Annotated in this window: 19 protein-coding genes and 1 pseudogene; 11 read left to right on the top strand and 9 right to left on the bottom strand. The window is 70.2% G+C overall.

Annotation, left to right across the window (positions count from 1 at the left end):
- Window positions 1-305: 305 nt before the first annotated feature.
- The 4 genes from IEZ13_RS37620 to IEZ13_RS37605 form a co-directional block, all read right to left on the bottom strand.
- On the bottom strand, window positions 306-788 hold the full coding sequence (locus IEZ13_RS37620) for a YfbM family protein (protein WP_183226397.1): 483 nt from the start codon (window positions 786-788) through the stop codon (window positions 306-308).
- 68 nt (window positions 789-856) lie between these two features.
- Window positions 857-1522: a winged helix-turn-helix transcriptional regulator gene (locus tag IEZ13_RS37615; protein WP_183226398.1), complete on the bottom strand. Its 666-nt coding sequence runs from the start codon at window positions 1520-1522 to the stop codon at window positions 857-859.
- 9 nt (window positions 1523-1531) lie between these two features.
- Window positions 1532-2221: an alpha/beta hydrolase gene (locus tag IEZ13_RS37610; RefSeq protein WP_183226399.1), complete on the bottom strand. Its 690-nt coding sequence runs from the start codon at window positions 2219-2221 to the stop codon at window positions 1532-1534.
- A complete protein-coding gene (locus IEZ13_RS37605; protein WP_203834047.1) occupies window positions 2218-2508 on the bottom strand; it encodes an LLM class flavin-dependent oxidoreductase in 291 nt (96 codons plus the stop codon). Before IEZ13_RS37605 ends, IEZ13_RS37610 begins: the two co-directional genes overlap by 4 nt.
- Window positions 2509-2605: 97 nt before the next feature.
- Here IEZ13_RS37605 and IEZ13_RS37600 point away from each other — a divergent pair, with 97 nt between their 5' ends.
- The gene (locus tag IEZ13_RS37600) at window positions 2606-3034 is read left to right on the top strand and encodes an organic hydroperoxide resistance protein (protein ID WP_183226400.1); all 429 of its coding nucleotides are present in this window, start codon (window positions 2606-2608) and stop codon (window positions 3032-3034) included.
- A gap of 52 nt (window positions 3035-3086) precedes the next feature.
- On the opposite strand, the gene IEZ13_RS37595 is transcribed toward IEZ13_RS37600, so the two are convergent.
- Window positions 3087-4067, bottom strand: a complete 981-nt coding sequence (locus tag IEZ13_RS37595) for a LysR family transcriptional regulator (protein WP_183226401.1) — start codon at window positions 4065-4067, stop codon at window positions 3087-3089.
- A gap of 23 nt (window positions 4068-4090) precedes the next feature.
- Here IEZ13_RS37595 and IEZ13_RS37590 point away from each other — a divergent pair, with 23 nt between their 5' ends.
- The 5 genes and pseudogenes from IEZ13_RS37590 to IEZ13_RS37575 all read left to right on the top strand — a co-directional run bounded on the left by IEZ13_RS37590 (window position 4091) and on the right by IEZ13_RS37575 (window position 7840).
- Entirely contained in the window at window positions 4091-4957 is an 867-nt protein-coding gene (locus IEZ13_RS37590) for a serine hydrolase (RefSeq protein ID WP_183226402.1), read from the top strand.
- A 147-nt stretch (window positions 4958-5104) separates the two neighbouring features.
- Window positions 5105-6061 carry an MBL fold metallo-hydrolase gene (locus tag IEZ13_RS37585; RefSeq protein ID WP_183226403.1) on the top strand — a complete coding sequence of 319 codons (957 nt, stop codon included), beginning with the start codon at window positions 5105-5107 and terminating at the stop codon, window positions 6059-6061.
- Window positions 6062-6268: 207 nt separating this feature from the next.
- A pseudogene (locus IEZ13_RS47775) lies at window positions 6269-6358 on the top strand (family 78 glycoside hydrolase catalytic domain); the annotation flags it as partial.
- Window positions 6359-6401: 43 nt separating this feature from the next.
- Window positions 6402-7565 (top strand): alpha-L-rhamnosidase-related protein, encoded by a 1164-nt coding sequence (locus IEZ13_RS37580; protein WP_229795520.1) that lies wholly within the window; start codon window positions 6402-6404, stop codon window positions 7563-7565.
- Window positions 7454-7840, top strand: a complete 387-nt coding sequence (locus IEZ13_RS37575) for a winged helix-turn-helix transcriptional regulator (RefSeq protein ID WP_183226428.1) — start codon at window positions 7454-7456, stop codon at window positions 7838-7840. The genes IEZ13_RS37580 and IEZ13_RS37575 overlap by 112 nt, the downstream gene beginning before the upstream one ends.
- On the opposite strand, the gene IEZ13_RS37570 is transcribed toward IEZ13_RS37575, so the two are convergent.
- Window positions 7821-8228, bottom strand: coding sequence for a RidA family protein (locus tag IEZ13_RS37570; protein WP_183226404.1), 408 nt, complete (start codon window positions 8226-8228; stop codon window positions 7821-7823). The genes IEZ13_RS37575 and IEZ13_RS37570 overlap by 20 nt on opposite strands.
- A gap of 388 nt (window positions 8229-8616) precedes the next feature.
- Between IEZ13_RS37570 and IEZ13_RS37565 the strand changes: the two genes are divergently transcribed.
- The 4 genes from IEZ13_RS37565 to IEZ13_RS37550 all read left to right on the top strand — a co-directional run bounded on the left by IEZ13_RS37565 (window position 8617) and on the right by IEZ13_RS37550 (window position 13081).
- On the top strand, window positions 8617-9210 hold the full coding sequence (locus IEZ13_RS37565) for a DinB family protein (protein ID WP_183226429.1): 594 nt from the start codon (window positions 8617-8619) through the stop codon (window positions 9208-9210).
- Window positions 9211-9324: 114 nt separating this feature from the next.
- Window positions 9325-10119, top strand: coding sequence for a maleylpyruvate isomerase family mycothiol-dependent enzyme (locus tag IEZ13_RS37560; RefSeq protein ID WP_183226405.1), 795 nt, complete (start codon window positions 9325-9327; stop codon window positions 10117-10119).
- Window positions 10120-10478: 359 nt separating this feature from the next.
- Window positions 10479-12095: a methyl-accepting chemotaxis protein gene (locus IEZ13_RS37555; RefSeq protein WP_183226406.1), complete on the top strand. Its 1617-nt coding sequence runs from the start codon at window positions 10479-10481 to the stop codon at window positions 12093-12095.
- A 293-nt stretch (window positions 12096-12388) separates the two neighbouring features.
- On the top strand, window positions 12389-13081 hold the full coding sequence (locus IEZ13_RS37550) for a hypothetical protein (protein ID WP_183226407.1): 693 nt from the start codon (window positions 12389-12391) through the stop codon (window positions 13079-13081).
- Between the two features lie 160 nt (window positions 13082-13241).
- Here the strand turns inward: IEZ13_RS37550 and IEZ13_RS37545 are convergent, their stop codons facing one another.
- Genes IEZ13_RS37545 through IEZ13_RS37535 form a run of 3 tightly spaced genes read right to left on the bottom strand, consistent with a single transcriptional unit; the run spans window position 13242 to window position 17405 of the window.
- Window positions 13242-14534 carry an extracellular solute-binding protein gene (locus IEZ13_RS37545; protein ID WP_183226408.1) on the bottom strand — a complete coding sequence of 431 codons (1293 nt, stop codon included), beginning with the start codon at window positions 14532-14534 and terminating at the stop codon, window positions 13242-13244.
- Window positions 14531-17020, bottom strand: coding sequence for a caspase, EACC1-associated type (locus tag IEZ13_RS37540; RefSeq protein WP_183226409.1), 2490 nt, complete (start codon window positions 17018-17020; stop codon window positions 14531-14533). The genes IEZ13_RS37545 and IEZ13_RS37540 overlap by 4 nt, the downstream gene beginning before the upstream one ends.
- Before the next feature lies 1 nt (window position 17021).
- Window positions 17022-17405, bottom strand: coding sequence for an effector-associated constant component EACC1 (locus IEZ13_RS37535; protein ID WP_183226410.1), 384 nt, complete (start codon window positions 17403-17405; stop codon window positions 17022-17024).
- 175 nt (window positions 17406-17580) lie between these two features.
- Here IEZ13_RS37535 and IEZ13_RS37530 point away from each other — a divergent pair, with 175 nt between their 5' ends.
- Window positions 17581-19851, top strand: coding sequence for an Orn/Lys/Arg family decarboxylase (locus IEZ13_RS37530; RefSeq protein WP_203834046.1), 2271 nt, complete (start codon window positions 17581-17583; stop codon window positions 19849-19851).
- Window positions 19852-19990: the final 139 nt, after the last annotated feature.

The following is a 19990-nucleotide window of genomic DNA, read 5'->3' as shown; positions in this document are numbered from 1 at the left end:
AGCGGCACTGCCCCACGCCGGCTCGCCGCGCCCCGTCCGGCTACCCGCGACTGGACATGGAAAACGTCGACTACGCTCCGCGATGGCATGAAGGCCACCTTCGCCTCCGCGTCGCCGGCGGCGTGGATCGCCGGTCAGGAGATATGGCGCGCGGAAAGCGCCACCCGCGATCATACTCCCGGCGCGTGATGCCGGCGGCGCCGGCGGCGTTGCGGTACGTCGAAGTCCGCCGCGGGCCTGGTCGACGAGGTGCGCATGGACGTCGTACCCGTCGTGTTCGGGCTACCGGGTACGCCGTTGACGGCTTACTGATCGACGGTGAAGATGACCGCACGGTTCGCGGCCGCGGCTTCGAGGTAGAAGTCGCGCATCTTCGTGAACCAGTACCAGGTGTAGTCGAAGTCCTCATCGCTGAGCACGCCCTGGTAATCCCCGGGGTCGATGCGGTTGTAGCGCTGGCGCATCCAGGACTGATCCACCGTTTTGAGGGCTTCAGCGACCTGAGCGGCTTCGTCGGCGCGCAGGTGCGCCACGACGTAGTCATCGCCTTCGTAGTGGTGGCCGCCGCCGAGCACCGCCATGTCCAACGGGGAAAGGCGCCGGCCGCAGCCGAGCGTGCCGTCGCTCAGGCACCGATGGAGGGCATCCCAGGCTTTGTCCGTCTCGCAATCCAGAGGTACGCCATCCCAGTCGCCCATCTCGACCTCTTCGACGAACGCCCGAACCTCGGAGTCGTCGCGCGTCGCCATCAACGCGGCTTCCTGGTCCTCCGTCAGCGCAAAGAACATTCCTCGACATGCCACACCCGGCAGGGTACGTGAGGTGCGGATCTCGTTGACCGTTTCTTGTGCGGTCGTCAACGGGTGCGGGACGAGGGCAGCCGGAACAGGGCGGCCAGCCTGCGCAGGGCCTCGCGGTCGCCGGATGCCGTGGCGGCGCCGCTCTCGATGGCCCGGGTGAGGGTGAGGCCTTGGTAGGCCATGCGGAGGAACGCGTCCGTGGTGGTCGTGATGGTGGCGTCCGGGTTCTGGGCGGGGCCGTGCAGTGCCTCGATCGTTCCGTCCTTGACGCGGGCGTGGAACGGCTCGTCATCGATGCGGAACTCGTAGACGGCGTGGAGTCCCGCGGCGGCCTCGGCGTTGAAGCAGGCCCGCAGGCCGAGCACCGCCCAGCCGGGGTGGAAGGTCTCCTCCGCACGCCGTTCGCCCATCGCCCACTTCATGCCCCACCGGGCCAGCGCCAGGACGGGTGGGCCGAGCTCCTCGCCCGCCTCGGTGAGCGCGTATGCCGGGGTTCGGGCGGGCGGCGGAAGCATGATCTTGTGTGCGAGCCCCTCACGTTCCAGATGTTTCAGGCGGGCGGCGAGTAGTCCGGTGCCGAGGCCGCGCAGGCTGGCCTGCAGATCGCCGAATCGTTTGGGCCCGGTCAGCAGTTCGCGGATCAGCAGCAGCGTCCAGCGCTCGCCGACGATGTCGAGGGTGCGCGCGGTCGCGCAGTACTGGTTGTACGTTCGCTGCTCCACTTCATGATTCTAGATTTCGCGCTTCCCACTACTGAAGGACCGGGCGTCCAGAAGCGCCCGGGCGAGCGGCTTCGGGTGGGTCAGCATCACGTCGTGGGGGCCGTCCAGCGGCAGCGTCCGGTATCCCAAAGCCTCGCCGAACCTGTCGAACGGGTAGGTCTGCGGCCGGCAGTAGACGGCCGTCCCCGCGATCCGGTCGACGGCCCCGGTCAGGCGGGTCGGCTCGGTGAAGGTGCATAGCGGCTGCGGGCGCAGGCGTGCGGCCAGGCCGGCCGCGGCGTCCGGCTCGACGATGCCGAAGGCTGCCGGGGGAGGGGCGGGAATGCGGCGGCCGTCGCCGGCGGCCGCGCGGACCGCCGCGACGAAGGCGTCCGGCGCCAGGCTGAACATGCTCGAGCCGTCGGGGCCCGCCCACCCGTCGACGAGGACGATGTGGCCGATCGCCTCGGGCCGGGCGTCGGCCGCCTCCCGTACGACCAGGCCCGCGTAACTGTGTCCGACCAGTACGACGTCGTCGCTCTGCGCGACCGTGTCGACGGCGGCGGCGACGGCCTTGGCGTGATCATGCAGGCCCTGGTCTTCGGCGGCGCCGAGGTCCGGGGTGAGCGTGCGCATCCCGGCGGCGTGCAGCAGTGGCGCGACGCGGTCCCAGGCCCATGGGCCGTGCCAGGCGCCGTGGACGAGGACGAATGTGGTCATCGGGGCTCCTCCTGGCGAAGCGGTGGCAGCACCAGGTCGGCGAACGCCTCCGCCGGCAGCAGCACCGCCGTTCCGATCCGGACGCGTTCGGTGGCTTGCGCCACGGCGGCCAACAGCAGCAGCGGATCCGCGCGCGGTCTGGTCACAGGGCTGTCGCCCGCCCAGACCGAGTCGAATCCCAGCGCCTCGGCGCGCCGCGCCTGGTGGATGAGCCGCCCAGGTTCGTGTTCACCCAGAACAGCCTGGTCGCGCGTCGGCAGCAGGTAGCCGATCTCGAGTCTCGCCATCGTTCCTCCCGGTCGTCCTGACGGTGACCCTAACCCGTTGACTTCCTGATTCTGAAGTGACAGATTCATTTTCAGGTATCGAAGGAAGGAATTGACGATGGCCACCACGCTCTACACGGCACAGGCGCACGTTGCCGGAGGCCGGACCGGCCGCGGGCGCACCTCGGACGGACAGCTGGACCTGGACCTGCGGCAACCCAAGGAACTGGGCGGAGACGGCGCCGGCGTCAACCCGGAGCAGCTCTTCGCCATCGGCTACGCCGCCTGCTTCGGCGCGACACTCGCGCTGGTCGGGCAGCGCGGCGGGATCAAGGCGGACGACGCGGAGATCGACTCGTCGGTCTCGCTGACCGCGACCGACAGCGGCCGCATCAAGCTCGCGGTCGAACTACGGATCTCGCTGCCGTCGGTCACCGATGAGCAGGCGGCCGAGCTGGTCACGACCGCGCACCAGGTCTGCCCGTACTCGAATGCCACGCGCGGCAACATTGACGTGACCTCGGTGGTCAACGGCACACGGCTGTGACGGGGCAGGGCCGATCACGCGCTCGCCCCGGCGCTGACACGGGCCGCGGCCATCAGCCGAGCCCGCTTCGGTCAGCGCCGCGGGCAACATCGAACACGACCGACCAGGGTGCCGGCGTTTCCGCTTCGGGCACCGTCGCGGTCGCCGGTGGACCGGCCAGCAACCGGGTGGCGAGAGCAGCGAACCGGGCCGCGGCCGGGTGCGGCGAGCGCCGGGGCCACACCGCCGAGACCTCCTGCCACAGCGGAGCGCCCGCCAACGGCCGCCACGCCACCCGCGGCTCCCGCCGGACCGTCGCCTGCCGCTCCAGGGCGACGCCGTGACCGGCAATGACCAGAGCGCTGAGCATCTGCGGGCCGCGGGCGTGCCGGATCCGGGTCGCCGGGAAACCCTGCTCGCCGGCCGCCGCCAGGATCCGGTCGTACCAGTCCGGTGCCGTCGCCCGCGGGAAGATCACCAGGCCGTGACCGGCCAGGTCGGCGAGATTCACCTCGACGGCGCGGGCCAGCGGCGAGGCACGGGGCAACACCACACCCAACGGGGTACGGACGACCGGTCCACGATGCAGGTCGACCATGTCGACGGGATGCTGCACCACGCCGACGTCCAGCCGGGCCGCCGCCAGCGAGTCGAGTTGCTCCGCGGTGGTCAGCTCCTGAAGGTCGACGTCGAGGCCCGGCGCCTGGTCCGACAGCCGGTCGAGCAGTTCACCGAGGACCGGTGCCGGGGTGTCCGGCAGCACCCCGGCACGCAGGGTCCCCATCGCACCGTCCCGGACGGCCCGCATCAACGTTCGCATCCGCTGCTCCGCGGCCAGCAGTTGCCGTGCCTGATCAGCCAGCACCTCACCGGCGGTGGTCAATGTGGTGCCGCGCGGCAGCCGGTCGAACAGCGTCACGCCGAGGTCCCGTTCCAGCCGGCGCATGGCCTGACTCAGCGGCGGCTGCGCGATCCCCAGCACCTCCGCCGCCCGCCCGAAGTGCAGCTCCTCCGCGACGACCAGGAAATACCGCAGGTGCCGGAACAGATCCACACCAGCCACCCTAGGGTGAGCCGGTGTCACGACCCCCGACAGTTCCCGACGACGCCGAGTACTGGCTGCATGCCCGCGACATCGACTCCGGGCGGTGCACCGGCCACCGGTCCGGCGAGCCGGTGGTGATCGGCTCGATCTTCAAGATCCTGCTGGTGCTCGAGTACGCCCGCCAGGTCGCCGCCGGCGCCCTCGACCCGGCCGAGCGGGTCCTGCTCGGACCGGGCGACCGGCTCGGTGGCTGGGGCACCGGCGGCTGCGCCGACGACGTCGAGCTGTCCCTGCGGGACCTCGCCTACTTCACCATGTCGGTCAGCGACAACACCGCGGCGGACGCGCTGATGCGGCGGGTCGGACCCGACCTGGTGCCGCTGCTCGCCGCCGAACTCGGCCTCACCCGGACCCGGGTGACCGGCGGGCCACGCGACCAGCTGTCGTCGATGTTCGCCGACGTGGGCGCCGCCGACGACGCGGCCTTCGCCCGAATCTTCCCCACCCTCACCGACGACCAGGTCCGCCGCCTGCGGATCTACGACCCCGAGCAGACGACCTCCAGCACCCCGGAGGAGATCACCCGGCTGCTGCGGATGATCTGGCAGGATGCCGCGGGCCCCGCCGAGGCCTGCGCGACGGTGCGCGCGCTGATGGCGCGGCAGATGTTCTGGACGCGCCTCGCGGCGGCGTTCCCGGCGGGGGTACGGGTGTCCGGCAAGACCGGGACGTTGCCCGGCCTGCACATGGAGGCGGGAGTCGCCGAATACCCCGACGGCGGCCGGTACGCCCTGGCCGTGTTCGTCCGCACCCGGAACCTGGCCACCGCCCGCCTCGACGTGGACATGATGCTGGGCCGTGCCGCCGCGGACGCGGTCCGGCGCCTGCGCGACGAGTGACGTGGACCACCCCGGCCGCCGGCGCCGGCCGCCGGGCCAGCGGTCATATCGGATCGGATATGGCCCGTGCATCCGGTCGATCTTGGACGTCGCCGGAACCGGATTGATCTCCTGTACGGGCTCCGTCACCGCCCGAGAGGAACCATCATGTCCAGCACATCGTTCGGCCGTCGCGGTTTCCTGCGCAGCGCCGCCGCCGGGACCGCCCTCGCCTCCCTGCCGGCCGTGCCCGCCGCGGCCGTGCCCACCGCGCCGAGGTCACGCCGGCGGACCGCGACGTTCCGCTGGCTCGGCACCTCCGGCTGGCACATCGACGTGGCCGGCCGCACCATCCTGGTCGACCCCTACCTGAGCCGCTTCCCGACCGGACTGTCCACCGGCGGCTTCGACCCGGCCACCCCGTTACGTGTCGACACCGCCGCGATCGCCGCGGCCCGGCTCGGCACACCGGAGACGATCCTGGTCACCCACACCCATTGGGACCACTTCAACGACGTGCCGCACCTCGCTACGTCGTCCGGCGCCCGTGTTCTCGGCACGCTCACCGCGTACCACCTCGGGTTGGCTCTGGGTGTTCCGGCCGGACAGCTGAGCCCGGTCAAAGGCGGCGAGGTGCTCGCCTTCGGCGACTACACGGTCGAGGTGGTGGCCGCGCTGCACAGCCGCAACGCCGCCTACTCCATGGCGTTCCCCGGTGTCCGGACCGAGGCGCCGAGCCGGGCCCCGGCGACCATCGCCGACCTGCCCGAAGGCGACACCCTCGCCTACCAGATCCGCGTCGCCGACGGGCCGTCGGTGTTCCTGATGGGCGCGAGCGACTTCGTCGAACGCAACCTGAGCGGGCTGCGCCCTGACGTGGCGATGATCGCGATGCCGAGCGGGGACGCCACCCATGCGTACGTTCCCCGCCTGCTCGCCGCGCTCGGGCACCCGGAGGTCGTCATCCCGGTGCACTGGGACGACTTCGAGTCGCCGTTGACGAACCCGCCGCCGGTCGCGCCCGCCAACGCCGCCCGGCTCCGCGCCTTCGCCGAGGCGATCCGGACGGTCTCGCCACGAGCCCGCGTCCTGGTGCCGGAGTACGACACCCCGTACACCTTCTGATCGCCGCGCCGGAGCTCCAGCAAGCCGCATGCCTGACATGTCAGGCCTCTGCTCCGAGGGGCTCGCGGGTGAGCGTCGCCGCGTTCTGGCCCTCGCCGCCGATGCTGTCGGCGGTACGGGTGAGCCAGCCCTGCTTGGGGTGCCGACGCCACCCACCCGCGGGTCGACGAAGGGCATCTCGAGAACGGCCGCCTCTGCACCCGGCCCATCCGCACCGCCGCCGCCCACGACAGCTACACCCTGGCCGGCGGCGGCGCGGAGACGTGGGAGCCGCGGTTCACCCACCACGGCTTCCGGTACGCGGAGATCACCGGCTGGCCCGGCGACCTCGACCCGGCCCATGTCGTCGCGGTCGTCTGCCGACGACATGCCCGAGACCGGCTCGTTCACCTGCTCCGACCCGCTGATCGAACGCCTGCACGAGAACGTGCGGTGGAGCATGCGCGGCAACTTCGTCTCCGTGCCCACCGACTGCCCGCAACGCGACGAACGCCTCGGCTGGACCGGCGACCTGCAAGTCTTCGCCCCGACCGCGGCGTTCTACGACCGGGCCGGCGACCTCGGGCCGGTGCTGCGCGGCTACGAGACCGCCCACGCCTGGGTCGACGGCTGCCGGCGGCTATGCGTTTCGGACACCCAGACCGCGTACGCCCTGGCTCTGTGCTTCGATCTGCTCCCCGCTGAACAGCGCAAGCATGCGGGGGACCGGCTCTCCGAACTCGTCCGCGACGGCGAGTTCCGCATCGGCACCGGCTTCGCCGGAACCCCGCTCATCCTGGACGCCCTCACCGTCACCGGCCACCTGGAAGAGGCCTACCGGCTGCTGCTGTCCCAGCAGTGTCCGTCCTGGCTCGACCCGGTCACCATGGGCGCCACCACCGTCTGGGAACGCTGGGACTCCATGCTGCCCGACGGCTCCATCAACCCCGGCAACATGACCTCGTTCAACCACTATGCCCTCGGCGCCGTCGCCGACTGGCTGCACCGCACCGTCGCCGGCCTCGCCCCGGCCGCGCCCGGCTACCGGACCATCCACGTGCGTCCCCGGCCGGGCGGCGGGCTGACCTCGGCAGGGGCACGGCACCGGACACCGTACGGTCTCGCCGCCGTCGAGTGGCGGCCGACGACACGACCCTGCACGTCGACGTCACCGTGCCGCCGGGCTGCGACGTCGTCGTCGAACTACCCGGCCGGGAACCGCTCACCGTCGGCACCGGACGGCACACCCTCACCTGCGAACACCGGCCCGCCACGGCCGCCGGGCCGGTATTGGCTTCGGCGCCCAGCCGACGTCTTCGCTTTGACGGTCAGCGGGGCGGTGGCTCCCCCTGGCGTCCCGGCCCCGGCGCGGCGGTACCTTGTGGTCACCGATCATCGGAGGGAGATTGTCGGATGGGAATCCGCACCGAGATCGCGGCGCTCGACCCCAACGCCGACCTGGCCCGCGCTGACTCCCTGGCTAGGGAGATCTTCGCCGACATCGCCAACAAGTGGGCACTGTTGATCATCGAGTTCCTCGGGCAGCGGACGATGCGGTTCGGCGAGCTGCGAGACGAGATCGGCGGCATCAGCCACAAGATGCTCACGCAGAACCTGCGCATGCTGGAACACAACGGCTTGATAGAGCGCACCGTGCACCCCACGATCCCGCCCCACGTCGAGTACACCCTCACCGAGGCCGGTGACGCGTTGCGCGCGGTGGTCGATGGCATGTGCGGTTGGACCCAGAGGTTCCTGCCCCACATCGAGAAGGCACGCGCTAGTCGAGCATCGCGGTAGCCTCGATCTCCACCAGATGCTCCGGCACATCCAGCATGACGATCCCGAACAGCGACGCCGGCGGCGCCGCGGTGATGCCGAGCCGTGCCGCCGCCCGCTGCATGCCGTCGACCAGCTGGGGCATCTTCTCCGGCTTCCAGTCCACGACGTGCACGACCAGCTTCACGACGTCGTCGAACGTTGCCCCCACCCCGGCCAGCGCCGTGTGCACGTTGACATAACACTGCTCGACCTGCGCCGCGAGATCACCCGCGCCGACCAGCGAACCGTCGGCCCTCCAGGAAACCTGCCCAGCCACGTGGACGATCCTCGATCCGGTCGCCACCGAGACCTGCCGGTACACGCCGGCGTCGGGCAGGCCGGCCGGGTTCACCAGAGTTACCGCCATGACTCCTCCATTCAGTCGCCCTCAGTTCCTTGGTAACCGTAAGAGAGCGTCGCTGAGCTGGGAAGAAGGCACTTTCTAGTAACCGTAGGCACCTTTTGGTAACCGCTGTCAAAGCCTCATGCCGAGGATGCGGGCGCAGGCGGGCCTCGTCGACGTTGCGGGGTCGGGCTTTCGTCGCTGGCCGGCGGCAACGGCAACCCACCGAAGTGGAACGCCGCCGTCAGCTCGTCCGGAGGGCTTAGCACCCCGGCCGAGACGAAGTGCTCCAGCCGCCCCCGGACTCGACACCGCAAGAGCGTCGCTAGATTTCATGTCCGCGAGTTTCGACACCACAGTCTGTGAGCTCCTGGGCGGTTCCTCTTGTTGCCGCGTGGCAAGCTCGTGTTCCGTGATCGACGACTTCGCGAAGGACTACCTGCACGGCCAGCTCAAGGTGACCCGTGAGGCGCTGATCTGGAAGCTCGATGGTCTGTCCGAGTACGACATCCGACGTCCCCTGACGGCGACCGGGACCAACCTTCTCGGGCTGGTCAAACACCTGGCGACCTGGGAGGCGCGGTACCTCGGTGAGATCTTCGACCGCCCGTTTCCAGAGCCGCTGCCCCGCTGGCAGGACGCGGACGGCAGCGACCTGTGGGCGACTCAGGACGAAACTCGCGAACAGATCATCAACTTCTACCGGCGCGCCTGGAACCATGCCGACGCGACGATCACGGAGCTCCCCATTGATGCCCCCGGGCACGTGCCGTGGTGGCCGCGCCCCGACGTGAAGCTGTTCAACATGATGGTCCACGTCCTGCAGGACACCACCCGGCACGCCGGACATGCTGACATCCTGCGTGAGCAGCTCGACGGCCGGACCGGGGTGATGGCTGAGTACGAGGAGCGGATCGACACGGCGGCTCGCGCCGCACACCGAGCCAAGGTCGAGCAGGCTGCGCAGGCAGCGGGCGGAAGTACGGTCAGAACTCGCGGAGATTGATCAATGGTGTCGCAACCCGCGAGCCGGGCCACCGCGGCGATCCGATTCCACCGATGAGTTCGCCCGGCACGCCGGGTCTACCCATCACAGCGAATTCGAGACAAGGACGATGTGATGACTCACCTGAACGCGGAACATGCCCGGCGAGCAATCGTCGAACACTCCCGGCGCCTGGCCGGGTCGGCCGCCGCGGCCGGACCTCACGCCGCCGTGCCGACCACCCCGGACTGGACCATCACCGAGCTGGTCGAACACGTGGGTCAGACCCAGCACTGGGTGGCGGAGATCATCGAACGGCGCATCACCGATCCCACACAGTTGCCCACGGAGATGGCTGTCCTTCCCGCCGACCCCGGTGAATGGCAGGAATGGCTGTCCGGCTCCGCACGGCGGGTCACGAGGGCGTGCTCCGACGACGCACTCGACGACGCCGAGGTGTTCAACGCCGCGGGCGACGAGCGGACCGGGACGCGCTTCTGGCTGGCCAGCGTCCTCAACGAGACGGTCGTGCACGGCTTCGACGCGGCCAACGCGGCGGGCCGGCCGGACTACATCGCCCCCGACATCGCGGCCGCGCTCATCAGCAACCACCTCGCGATGCTCACCTCGCCCACCTGGGAGATGCTGCGGTCGGAGTCGGCCCACGCCATCCGGGGGACCGGGCAGACCCTGCAATGGCGGGCCACCGACACCGCGGACGGCGCCTGGCTCGTCGAACGACGGCCCGGCGGCGCCACCTGGCAGCGGGAGACCCGGAACGCCGATGTGACGGTGACCGGGCCGGCCGCAACCCTGCTGCTGATCATGACCCGGCGCCGGCCCCTCACCGGCGACGACACCATCGGCATCGACGGCGACATCAACCTCGCCCGGCACTGGCTCGACAACACCGCCCATGTCGCCGACTGACCGGACATCGAGGGCCCATCGCGTCGTGTCAGGCGCCGGTCGAGGCGGTCTGTTCGGCGACCTGCCTGATCACCGATGAGGAGTACGACGGAGGATCGGTTCACGTCCCGGCCATTCCCGTGGTCGGTGGAACCCAGGAGCGGGCCGGCGGGGTTTGCGGACGCTGAGGTTCGCCGCCCGGCACGTCGTCCGCCGGCCGTGGAACGTTACCGGCCTGGAGCGGGGGTGCTATTGCCGCATTTCGTGTGTATGGCCTGAAACATGGCCTAAGGTGACGTCAGCTGGCCACTGGATGAATGCCGCATCGTGGGCCGCTGCCGGCGAGATCAGAAGGGGCGCCGACTCGGGTGCGCGGCCGGATGAAGCGGCACCAGAACGAGGGGATCGACGTGGCAGGCAGCCGTGGACCGGGACAGTGGTGCCGCGACCAGAAGGTCTCCACGAAGGTACTGGCGGTCGCCGGTGTGGCCATCGCCGGAACCGTGGCCGTCGGGGCGCTGAGCGTCGCCCGGATCGGGGAACTGCAGGACAGCCGGAACACCGAGATCGCCGAGGTCCTGCCATACAGCACCAATCTCAACGGCGCCGCACTGAGCGCGAAAGCCGCCGCCAACGACGAGCGCGGCTTCCTGCTCGAAGGTGACGCCGACTTCAGTGAGGAGGCGCTGGGCCGGCAAGAGGCGGTCGACGCCGCATTGGCCGCGGCGCGGGCGGTCGGCGAGCCGGCCGAGCAGGCACGCATCGACGAGATCAAGGCCGCCACGGACACCTGGTTCGCCGCGCTGGAGTCCGAATTCGCGCTCTACCAGACCCGGCCCGAGGTGGCGACGAGGGCGGCGCTGGGCGAAAACCGGGACCTGCGCAAGACGTACGAAACGTTGATCAATGATGAGATCGCCTACGCCAACGGGGAGCTGCTGCGGGGCGAGAAGTTCGACGCGACCGTATCGCGGACCCGCGTACAGGTCATCGTCGCCGCGATAACGGCGCTGGTGATCGCGGTGCTCGCCGCACTGTACGTGGCACGCCTGATCGTGCAGCCACTGCGCCGGGTCGGTCAGGTCCTGGACCGGGTGGCCGAAGGCGACCTCTCCGGAGACCCACGGGTGCGGCAACGCGACGAGGTCGGCCACATGGCCGACTCGCTGCGCCGAGCCACCGACACCCTGCGCCAGACCGTATCGGAGCTGAGCGAGCACGCCCGAAACCTCGCCGCCCAGGCCGTGGCACTCACCCAGACCAGCCGGAACAGCGCGACCAGCGCCGAACAGGGCGCTCGGCAGGCGGCCGTCGTCGCCGACTCGGCGGCGACGATGTCGGACAACATTCAGACGGTCGCCGCCGGCGCCGAGGAGATGGGCGCGTCCATCCGCGAGATCAGCCACAGCGCCACGCAGGCCGTGCAGGTGGCCTCCCGGGCGGTGGACGTCACCACTCACACCAGCAAGGTCATGGCCAAACTCGGTGAATCGTCGGCTGAGATCGGCAATGTGATCAATACGATCACCGCGATCGCCGAGCAGACCAACCTGCTCGCGCTCAACGCCACCATCGAGGCCGCCCGCGCCGGCGAGATGGGTAAGGGCTTCGCCGTGGTCGCCAGTGAGGTCAAGGACCTGGCCCAGGAGACCAGCCGGGCAACCGAGGACATCGGCCGCCGGGTCGCCGCGATCCAGGCCGACACCGCCGGCGCGGTAGCCGCGATCGAGGAGATCGGCGAGATCATCCGGCAGATCAACGACTTCCAGACCACGATCGCCTCCGCAGTAGAGGAACAGACCGTCACCACCAACGAGATGAGCCGCAACGTCACCGAGGCAGCCGAAGCCGGCGCCCAGGTCGCGAACACCATCAACGATGTTGCGGCCTCGGTGCAGGAGACCACCACCGGCGTGAACGAAGCCGATCAAGCAGCCAATCACCTCGCCGGGATGTCGGGGGACCTCCAGCGAGTCGTCGACAGATTCAGGATCTGAGCGCTCATCCGGCTTGGCGGTTACTCTCCGCGACACGTCGAGTCGGCAGGGTCTCGTAGCCGCGGAACCGCCGCCTGAACCACCCGCCTGGCTGTTCGGCCACTTCCGACCAGGACGAATGGGTGCACTAGGTGATCCGTGCGGGCGGGTTTGGTGATATCGGGGGCCGCGCCGAGGGTTTATTCGCGGTTCTGGGCGCTCGGCCGGATCCCGTGAAACACACTGAGGTTGACTACGGAGAGTAGTCAGACCTTTGTCGATTTTATCGAGGTGAACTGATCATGAAAGGAATAATGGCAATCTTGTCCGCCGCGACGCTGTTCGGCGCCATCTCGGGGACCGCGGGGTACGCCTCGCCCGGTACGGCGCCCGGCGCTGCTCGCCCGGCCGCCAACTGCGTCCCGATGGACGACGGAAGCTGCATGCGGTTCAGTGCCGTCACCGAGGGCACCACCGTGTTCGTCACCGCGACGAAAACCGGTGACCTTCGAGGCTTCACGGACTTCTCCTCGTACGCCGCCTTCATCGGCAACGAATTCAACGTAACGATCAAGCGCGGCAGTAACGGCATCACCATCAGCCCCGGAAAGCCGAAACCCCCCGACTGCAAGGAAGGCGACGACAACTGCCCGAGCTCGGATGAGGGAGACCGGACCGGCAACGCGTCGCGTTCCCTCTCCACAGCCCGTGCGATGGCGAACTTCGCCACCTTCTACGACTCGGGCCTCATGGCCGGCCCCGCCTTCGCGCTCAACCCACCGAACGTCATCGCCAACCTGGCCACTCTTCCCAAGCCCGGCGGTGGCACCTGGAACAACCGGATCTCTTCCGTCATCACCACCGGCGGTCCGTCCCTCATGCTCGGCGCCGGACTCTGCTCGCAGCCGAGTTGCATCGGTGGATGGTGGCTGACCGTCCTGAACAACTCGCAGACGCAACTCCTGGGCGGCTTCAACAACACCGCCTCCTTGGTCGCTGTCTTCTGACCCACCACAGTGCGGCGATCGCCGGCCCCGGAGGGCGCCCGCGATCGCCCCACCCGGCCGGACGCCGGCGGCGGCCGACCGGAGATTCAGGCCCGAGCCTGCCCGCTCCAGGCGATCTCGAAGTCGGAGCCAGCCGGGCACCACGAAGCGAGGTCGCGGGTCATCGTGGGGACAGCCGGCCCTCGGCCGCGGCCTGGAGGCGTTTCTCCAGGTCGGAGGGCACCTTGCCGTCCGCCCTGATCTCGGCGACCAGGGCGCGGACCTCCTCGCTGAACCGCGGGTAGAACGGCGTCGGCAACCGCTGGCGGCTGCTCTCCACCGCGGCGCGCACCGTCGCGGCGTACGGATGGGTGGCTTTGATCTCGGTCCGGTCGTAGGTGGCGCTGGTGGCCGCCGCGAAACCGCCCACCTGCATGAGCAGCCGCTGGGACGGCTCGGAGGCCAGGAACTCGATCAGCTCGCGGGCGTCGTCGGCATGGGCGGAACCGGCCACCACCGCCAGGTTCTGGCCACCGAGGACGGTCGGGCCGGGGAGCGGTGTCATCCCGATGCTGGAGGCCGTGACAGCGGCCTGCTGGTCGGTGGTCTCCACCAGGGTCCGGTACGCCACCGGCCAGTTGCGCATGAAGACGATCCGCTTCTCCAGGAACGCCGCGGTGGTCTCGTTCTCCTGGTAGGTGGTCGACGCCGGGTCGACCACCCGGCCGGGGCCGTTGCGGCCGTACAGGCGGGCCACCGCCTCCGACCAGATCGCCGGGTCGGCCGACACCCCCAGCGGCGTGTCCGCCACCGACCCGGTCTTCTCCGTCTCCACCGCCCACAGGGCTTCCAGCGCGTTCACCGTCAGGCCCTCGTAGTCATCGAGCTGACCGGCGTACGCGGCCGCCGGGTTGCCGGACGGGTCCGGCAGGTTCGAACCCCGGGCCGCGATCTGCTCCCACGTGTAGACGGTGGGCTGACCGAGCCCGTCACGGTGGGCGAACAGCACCCCGGCATCGGTGTTGAACGGCAGCGCCCACAGTCTCCCGTCGTGGAAGCAGCTCTCCCGGGGCTTCTCCAGCAGGGTGCTCAGCAGCTGCCGGGGCACCTGATGGGACGGCCAGCCGGCGATGTACCCGAACTCGGCGAACTCCGCGACCGCCGTCACGTCGAGGTTGAGGATGTCCGCCTCGACCTCCTCCTCACCCTTGGCGAACCGGACCATGGCGTCGTGCTGGACGTCGGCGCTGCCCGCGATCAGGTGGATCCTGGCCGGTCTTTCGGGATGGGTCTCGTTCCAGAGGTCGATGAGAGCCTGCCGGGCGCCGCCCTCGCCGTCCTCGACCCCGCTGACGATCACCAGTTCGCCCGGCCCGGCACCCCACGACGCCACCAGCCGTGGAACCGCGAACCCGGTCAGCAGACCGCCCGCGAACACGGCGGCGACCAGCAGCGAGAAGGGTTTCGAGTTCACCTCTGCCACAACCGTCCGATCTGTTCGGCGACCCGGACGTCGACCAGCCCGGACGGCACCCCGATGCAGTCGCCGTGCTCCCTGGTCAGGGCCGCCAGGGCCGGCTCCGGGCAGGCCGACACGCCCACGTTGGCGACGACGACCCGCACCGAGTCGTCGTCGAGCCGGGGCAGCGGGTGCCGCGTGGTGTCCTCGCCGTCGGTCAGCACTACCAGGATGTGGTGCCGGTCGCCGGCCGCCGTGCCGCTGTCGGTGCGCAGCTCCCGTACCCCATGATCGATGGCCTGGTGAAGCGGTGTGCCGCCGGCCGGCCGATAGGCGCGTGCCCGGTCGATGGCCTTCCGGTCGTCGCCGGGAATCTCCGCGATGCCGCCCTTGATCGCCGTCGAGAAGAGGAACAGGCCGACCCGGTCGCGCGGGCCCATCGCGCCGATCGACGCGGCGATCCCGTCGAGCGCCGCGTCGAACCGGGACCGCCCGCCGCTGCGTGCCGTCATCGACCCCGAACCGTCGACCGCGACCAGCACGGTCGCGGGCTTCCTGGCCGCCTCGTACGCCGCCTCGGCGCGCTCCAGACTCGCGGCGCTGGTGGTGTAGGCCGGTCTCGCCGACCAGTTCGCCAGGGCGCCGTTCGTGCTGATGATCCCGGAGTCGGGGCCGGCGCTGCGGGGCCGCAGGCCGTTGTCGGCGAGCACCCGGGCGCCGGCGGCCGAACGCAGCCAGGCGGTGAAGTCGCCGGCGGAACGGCGGTCCGGCCTGCCCGCCCACACGGGCCGCACCATCGGGTAGTCGAGCCAGCCGGTGTCGCCCGGATAGCGGGCGTCCCACACGCCGGGGCACTCCCCGTTGTCGCGATGCAGGTTGTGCCTTACGAGTTGCCACTCCGCGACGATCAACCGGGTGTCCCGGGAGCGGCACAGCAGCCGGGTGACGTCCGGCGGCCCGATGCCCTGGCCGGCGGCGACCGCGGCCGCGTCCAGCGGCCGTTGCACTCGGTCGCGCGCCACGCCGGCCTGCTGTCCCGCCGGGTACAGCGACACGTTGACCAGCCGGCCGACCGTCGTGGTGTCCGGGTCCGGGCGCACCACGCCGCTGACCAGCTCGCCCCAGGCCGACGCGGGGCGGGCGCGGGGAGTGCTGGCGGGGGCGCCCGGTTCGGCGAGCACGACCGGTGACTCGGCCAGCGACCACTGCCCCGGATCACCCGGGACGGTCACCGCGGCGCCGGGGGCCGTGGCCAGAACGGCCTGCACCGCGGCCATGTCGACACCCAGATCGGCGATCCACACGTCGGGCGGCAGGCCGATCCGGCGAAGCAGCCGCCGGTCCGCGGTGGAGGCCTCCTTCGGGGTACGCCAGGAGAGCGCGAACGCCCGCGCGGCGTCGTCCCGGGACGCGCCGGCCACGGTGACCCGCACCCGCTGGCAGTAGCTGGCGCCGCGGGTGGCGTACTCGTAGGAGCCGGCGATGTCGGTGAACATCTCCACCGTGTCCAGCGGCACCAGCATCCGGATCGACTCGGGGGCGGCGCACGCCGCCAGGACCGAGGTGTCGGCCGAGGCGCTCGCCGCCCCGGCGAGCACGGTGAGACACAACGCGCCACCCGCGGCCCGGCGCCACACCGGGCTCATCCGCCGGTCAAGCCCGGCCGGGACATTTTCGATCAGGGGTACGGCGGGGAAGTGCACGCGGTTGCGGAACAGCGCCGCCTCGCCCGCCAGGTTGCCGCAGTGCTGCTGTGGACGGGGCAGGTGGCTGCGCTGCATCTCGTCGCGGACCGCCGCGTACAGGGTCTGCATGGTGAGCAGATCGTCCGGGCCGGGCACTCCCGCGTCGATCACCTTCAGCAGCCGGCCGGTGAACGCGGTGAACGTGTCGCCCTCCGGCGCGAGCGACGGCTTGCTGGCCGAACTCGACATCAGGACGTACAGGCCGTCGAGGTCCTGCCTCTCCGCGGCCTGCTGGACCATCTTTCTGGCCGCCTGCTCGACAACCTCCTCGGGCGCCTGCTCGGCCACCTCCGCGGGCGCCCCTTCGTCGCCCATCTGCAGGTACCGCGAGGCGAGGCCGCTGTAGCAGCAGTCCAGGACGACGATCTTCGACTTGGCGTCGCTGTCCAGGAGAGCCTCGGCGAAGTCCTCGAACCGCAGGCTGTTCCACCGTCGCTGCAGCTCGGAGTGCTGTAGACCCAGATGGAACTCGCCGTTGCGGTCCAGCAGGCCGTGTCCGGCGTAGTACACGAACAGCACGTCCTCGGCCAGGCCGGCGGCAGACCGCACCGGGTCGATGACGTCATCCGATCGCTGCGGATTCAGCACTGCCTCGCAATGCTTGCCGGGAAAGCCGGACAGGACCGGATCCCTCAGGCGCTCCTCCAGCACGGCGACGTTTCTCTCGACCGCCGGCAGATCGGGAAGGTCGTCGCTGTCGTAGCGGGCCGCACCGATGAGCACCGCCCGCGACCTGCGGAAATCGGGTAGCCGCATGTCACGGCGCCTCGCCCAGCTCCGTGCGAAGGCGGCGCGCCACGGCCTCCGGATCCCGCAGCGCGGGACCCTCCACCTCGACCTCGCGATCGCCGACCTTCACCCGGATCCTGGTCCGCCGGGTGGACGCCCGGGCGGCGGCCCACCCACCCACCGCCCCGAACAGCGCCCCGAGCAGCCCTGGATCGGCGACCGTCGCGATCAGCGCCTCGACGGCGCCGCCCGACATCTGCCCCGGCAGCGGCGGCGCCTCGACAGGGTCCACCCGGACGCCGTCGAGATCCTCATCGCCGCGCAGCCATTTACGCAGCTCCTTGTAGGAGCCGTCACCGGTGAGGACGATCTCGACACGGATCCCGGGGCCGGGATCAGGGCTGATTGGCATTTCGACACGGTAACCGAATAGGTCAACGTCGAACCGTTTCGAAACGCGGCTTCCTCACGGCCCGGCCGGTGTGATTGTCACCCGGCCCGGGGACCGGTAACCGGTTTCCGGGCCGGAGCGGGGCCGTCCTGGCTACCGTCACCGCGATGCACCCGCTGCCGAGAGGACGTCCGCCTTGCCGTTCCCGGTCACGATCGTCACGCCCGCGGACGGGCCCGCCGGAGCGCGGCGGCAGCTGGAACTGCTGGAGGCCGCGCTGATCCGTACCGGGCTGGAGCTGCGGCGCCTCGGCGACGAGGGGCGGTACACCGAGCGGCCCGGCATGCTGGCGCACGTGGCCCGGTCCAGTTCGGCCGTCCTCTACGCGCTGCATCTGACCGTCGGCCTCTCCCAGGACGGGCCCGAGGAACCCGCCGACGTCGCCGCCATCCGCACGGCGGCCGAGTTCGTGCACGTCATCCGGGCGCACAACGACCGGGTGCCGATCCTGCTGCTCGGTGAACAGTTGACGGCCCGCAGGATTCCGCAGTCGGTGCTGTCGCGCATCGACGGTGTCGTCAACGCCTACGAGGACACCCCGGACTTCCTGGCCCGCAAGATCCAGCGGGAGGTGAGCCATTATCTCGGCCAGTTGGCGCCACCGTTCTTCGCGGCGCTGATGCGGTACGCCAACGACGGCGCCTACTCCTGGCACTGCCCCGGCCACTCCGGCGGCACCGGCTTCCTGAAGAGCCCGATCGGCACGCTCTTCCACGACTTCTTCGGCGAGAACCTGCTGCGCGCCGACGTCTGCAACGCGGTCGAGGAACTCGGGCAACTACTCGACCACACCGGCCCGATCGCCGACAGCGAGCGGCTGGCCGCCAAGACATTTCGCGCCGACCACCTGTTCTTCGTCACCAACGGCACGTCCACCTCGAACAAGATCGTGTGGAATTCGCTGGTAGGGCCGGGCGACATCGTCGCGGTCGACCGCAACTGCCACAAGTCGGTGCTGCACGCCATCGTGCTCACCGGCGCCGTACCGATCTATCTGATGCCGACGCGGAACAGGGCCGGCGTGATCGGGCCGATTCCGCGCCGGGAATTCACCGCCGAGGCGCTGCGGGAGAAGATCGAGGCGAGCCCGCTGATCGCCGACAAGAACCGGCGGATCCGCCTGCTGGCGCTCACCCAGTCCACCTATGACGGCATCGTCTACCGGGCCGACGCGATCCGGGAGATTCTCGACGGCGTCGTCGACGCGATCCATTTCGACGAGGCCTGGCTGCCGCACGCCAGCTTCCACGATCTGTACGAGGGAATGCACGGCGTCGCCAACGACCGCACCCGCACCGAACAGGCCGTGGTCTATGCGACCCAGTCCACCCACAAACTGCTCGCGGGCCTTTCCCAGGCGTCACAGATCCTCGTACAGGACAGCGCCGACGGCCGTTTCGACGAGCGGGTCTTCGCCCAGGCCTACCGGATGCACACGTCCACGAGCCCGCAGTACGCCATCATCGCCAGCTGCGACGTGTCCGCCGAGATGATGGCGGGAAAGCGCGGTCCCGCACTCGTGGAGGAGACGATCACCGAGGCGATGGAGTTCCGCCGCACCGTCATCCGGATCGGCGCGGAATCGCCGGACTGGTGGTTCGGCGTCTGGGGCCCGGACACCCCACCGCGTACCGGGCTGCCGGAACGATCCGAATGGGAACTGACGGCGGACGCCGCCTGGCACGGATTCGACCGGGTGGACGACGGATTCGCCATGCTCGACCCGATCAAGGTCACGCTCACCACGCCCGGGCTCACCGTGCACGGCGAATTCAGCCCATCGGGCGCACCGAGCATCCCCGGTGTGGTGCTGGCGCGCTATCTCGCCGAACACGGGGTGGTGGTGGAGAAGACCGGCCTGTACTCGCTGTTCGTCCTGTTCACCATCGGCATCACCAAGGGCCGCTGGAACTCGCTGATCGCGGAACTGCACCGATTCAAGAGCGCCTATGCCGGGAACGCGAAGATCGAGCGGCTGATGCCGGCTTTCGCGGCCGCCTTCCCGGGATACGCGGGAAGCGGTCTCCGGGACATCTGCGAGGCCCTGCACGCCACCTATCACGACGCCAACCTGGCCGAACTGTCCACCGCGATCTACACCGAGCCGGTCGAACAGGTGACCCTGCCCACCCACGCGTGGACCGCCATGGCGGCCGGGCGCGTGGAACACGTCCCGGTGGCGGAACTCGCCGGCCGCACCACCGCGGTGCTGCTCACGCCCTATCCGCCGGGAATCCCGCTGCTGGTCCCCGGCGAGCGCATCAGCGCCACGATCGTCCGTTTCCTGCGCCACGAGCAGATTCTGGCCCGGCGATGGCCCGGCTTCACCGGCATCACCCACGGCGTCGCCGGCGACGATCACCATCGCACCGTCGCCTGCCTGCGCGAAGAGGACACCCGGCCATAGCGATTCATTTCCGGTACGGGTGACGCAGTTCAGTTCTTTCTGGACCGTTCCGCCGTGCCGCGCGATCTCGCTGCCCACTCCCGCCTGTGCCGCGCCCGCCGGGCTGAGTTTTTTCGCCGCTGGCGGGCGGCCCGTTCCG

Origin of the sequence: Actinoplanes campanulatus (genome assembly GCF_014647795.1) — a bacterium.
Lineage (GTDB): Bacteria > Actinomycetota > Actinomycetes > Mycobacteriales > Micromonosporaceae > Actinoplanes > Actinoplanes campanulatus.
The sequence above is the reverse complement of the archived record's forward strand: the minus strand, read 5'-3'. Positions and strand labels throughout refer to the sequence as shown.

What these genes read in the sequence shown, in the direction of transcription:
- IEZ13_RS37575 (WP_183226428.1), top strand. Translation starts at nt 7,454, where the DNA reads ATGGGAATCCGCACCGAGATCGCGGCGCTCGACCCCAACGCCGACCTG.
- IEZ13_RS37605 (WP_203834047.1), bottom strand. Translation starts at nt 2,508, where the DNA reads ATGGCGAGACTCGAGATCGGCTACCTGCTGCCGACGCGCGACCAGGCT.
- IEZ13_RS37555 (WP_183226406.1), top strand. Translation starts at nt 10,479, where the DNA reads ATGAAGCGGCACCAGAACGAGGGGATCGACGTGGCAGGCAGCCGTGGA.
- IEZ13_RS37585 (WP_183226403.1), top strand. Translation starts at nt 5,105, where the DNA reads ATGTCCAGCACATCGTTCGGCCGTCGCGGTTTCCTGCGCAGCGCCGCC.
- IEZ13_RS37610 (WP_183226399.1), bottom strand. Translation starts at nt 2,221, where the DNA reads ATGACCACATTCGTCCTCGTCCACGGCGCCTGGCACGGCCCATGGGCC.
- IEZ13_RS37570 (WP_183226404.1), bottom strand. Translation starts at nt 8,228, where the DNA reads ATGGCGGTAACTCTGGTGAACCCGGCCGGCCTGCCCGACGCCGGCGTG.
- IEZ13_RS37535 (WP_183226410.1), bottom strand. Translation starts at nt 17,405, where the DNA reads ATGCCAATCAGCCCTGATCCCGGCCCCGGGATCCGTGTCGAGATCGTC.
- IEZ13_RS37580 (WP_229795520.1), top strand. Translation starts at nt 6,402, where the DNA reads ATGTCGTCGCGGTCGTCTGCCGACGACATGCCCGAGACCGGCTCGTTC.
- IEZ13_RS37600 (WP_183226400.1), top strand. Translation starts at nt 2,606, where the DNA reads ATGGCCACCACGCTCTACACGGCACAGGCGCACGTTGCCGGAGGCCGG.
- IEZ13_RS37540 (WP_183226409.1), bottom strand. Translation starts at nt 17,020, where the DNA reads ATGCGGCTACCCGATTTCCGCAGGTCGCGGGCGGTGCTCATCGGTGCG.
- IEZ13_RS37620 (WP_183226397.1), bottom strand. Translation starts at nt 788, where the DNA reads ATGTTCTTTGCGCTGACGGAGGACCAGGAAGCCGCGTTGATGGCGACG.
- IEZ13_RS37550 (WP_183226407.1), top strand. Translation starts at nt 12,389, where the DNA reads ATGGCAATCTTGTCCGCCGCGACGCTGTTCGGCGCCATCTCGGGGACC.
- IEZ13_RS37560 (WP_183226405.1), top strand. Translation starts at nt 9,325, where the DNA reads ATGACTCACCTGAACGCGGAACATGCCCGGCGAGCAATCGTCGAACAC.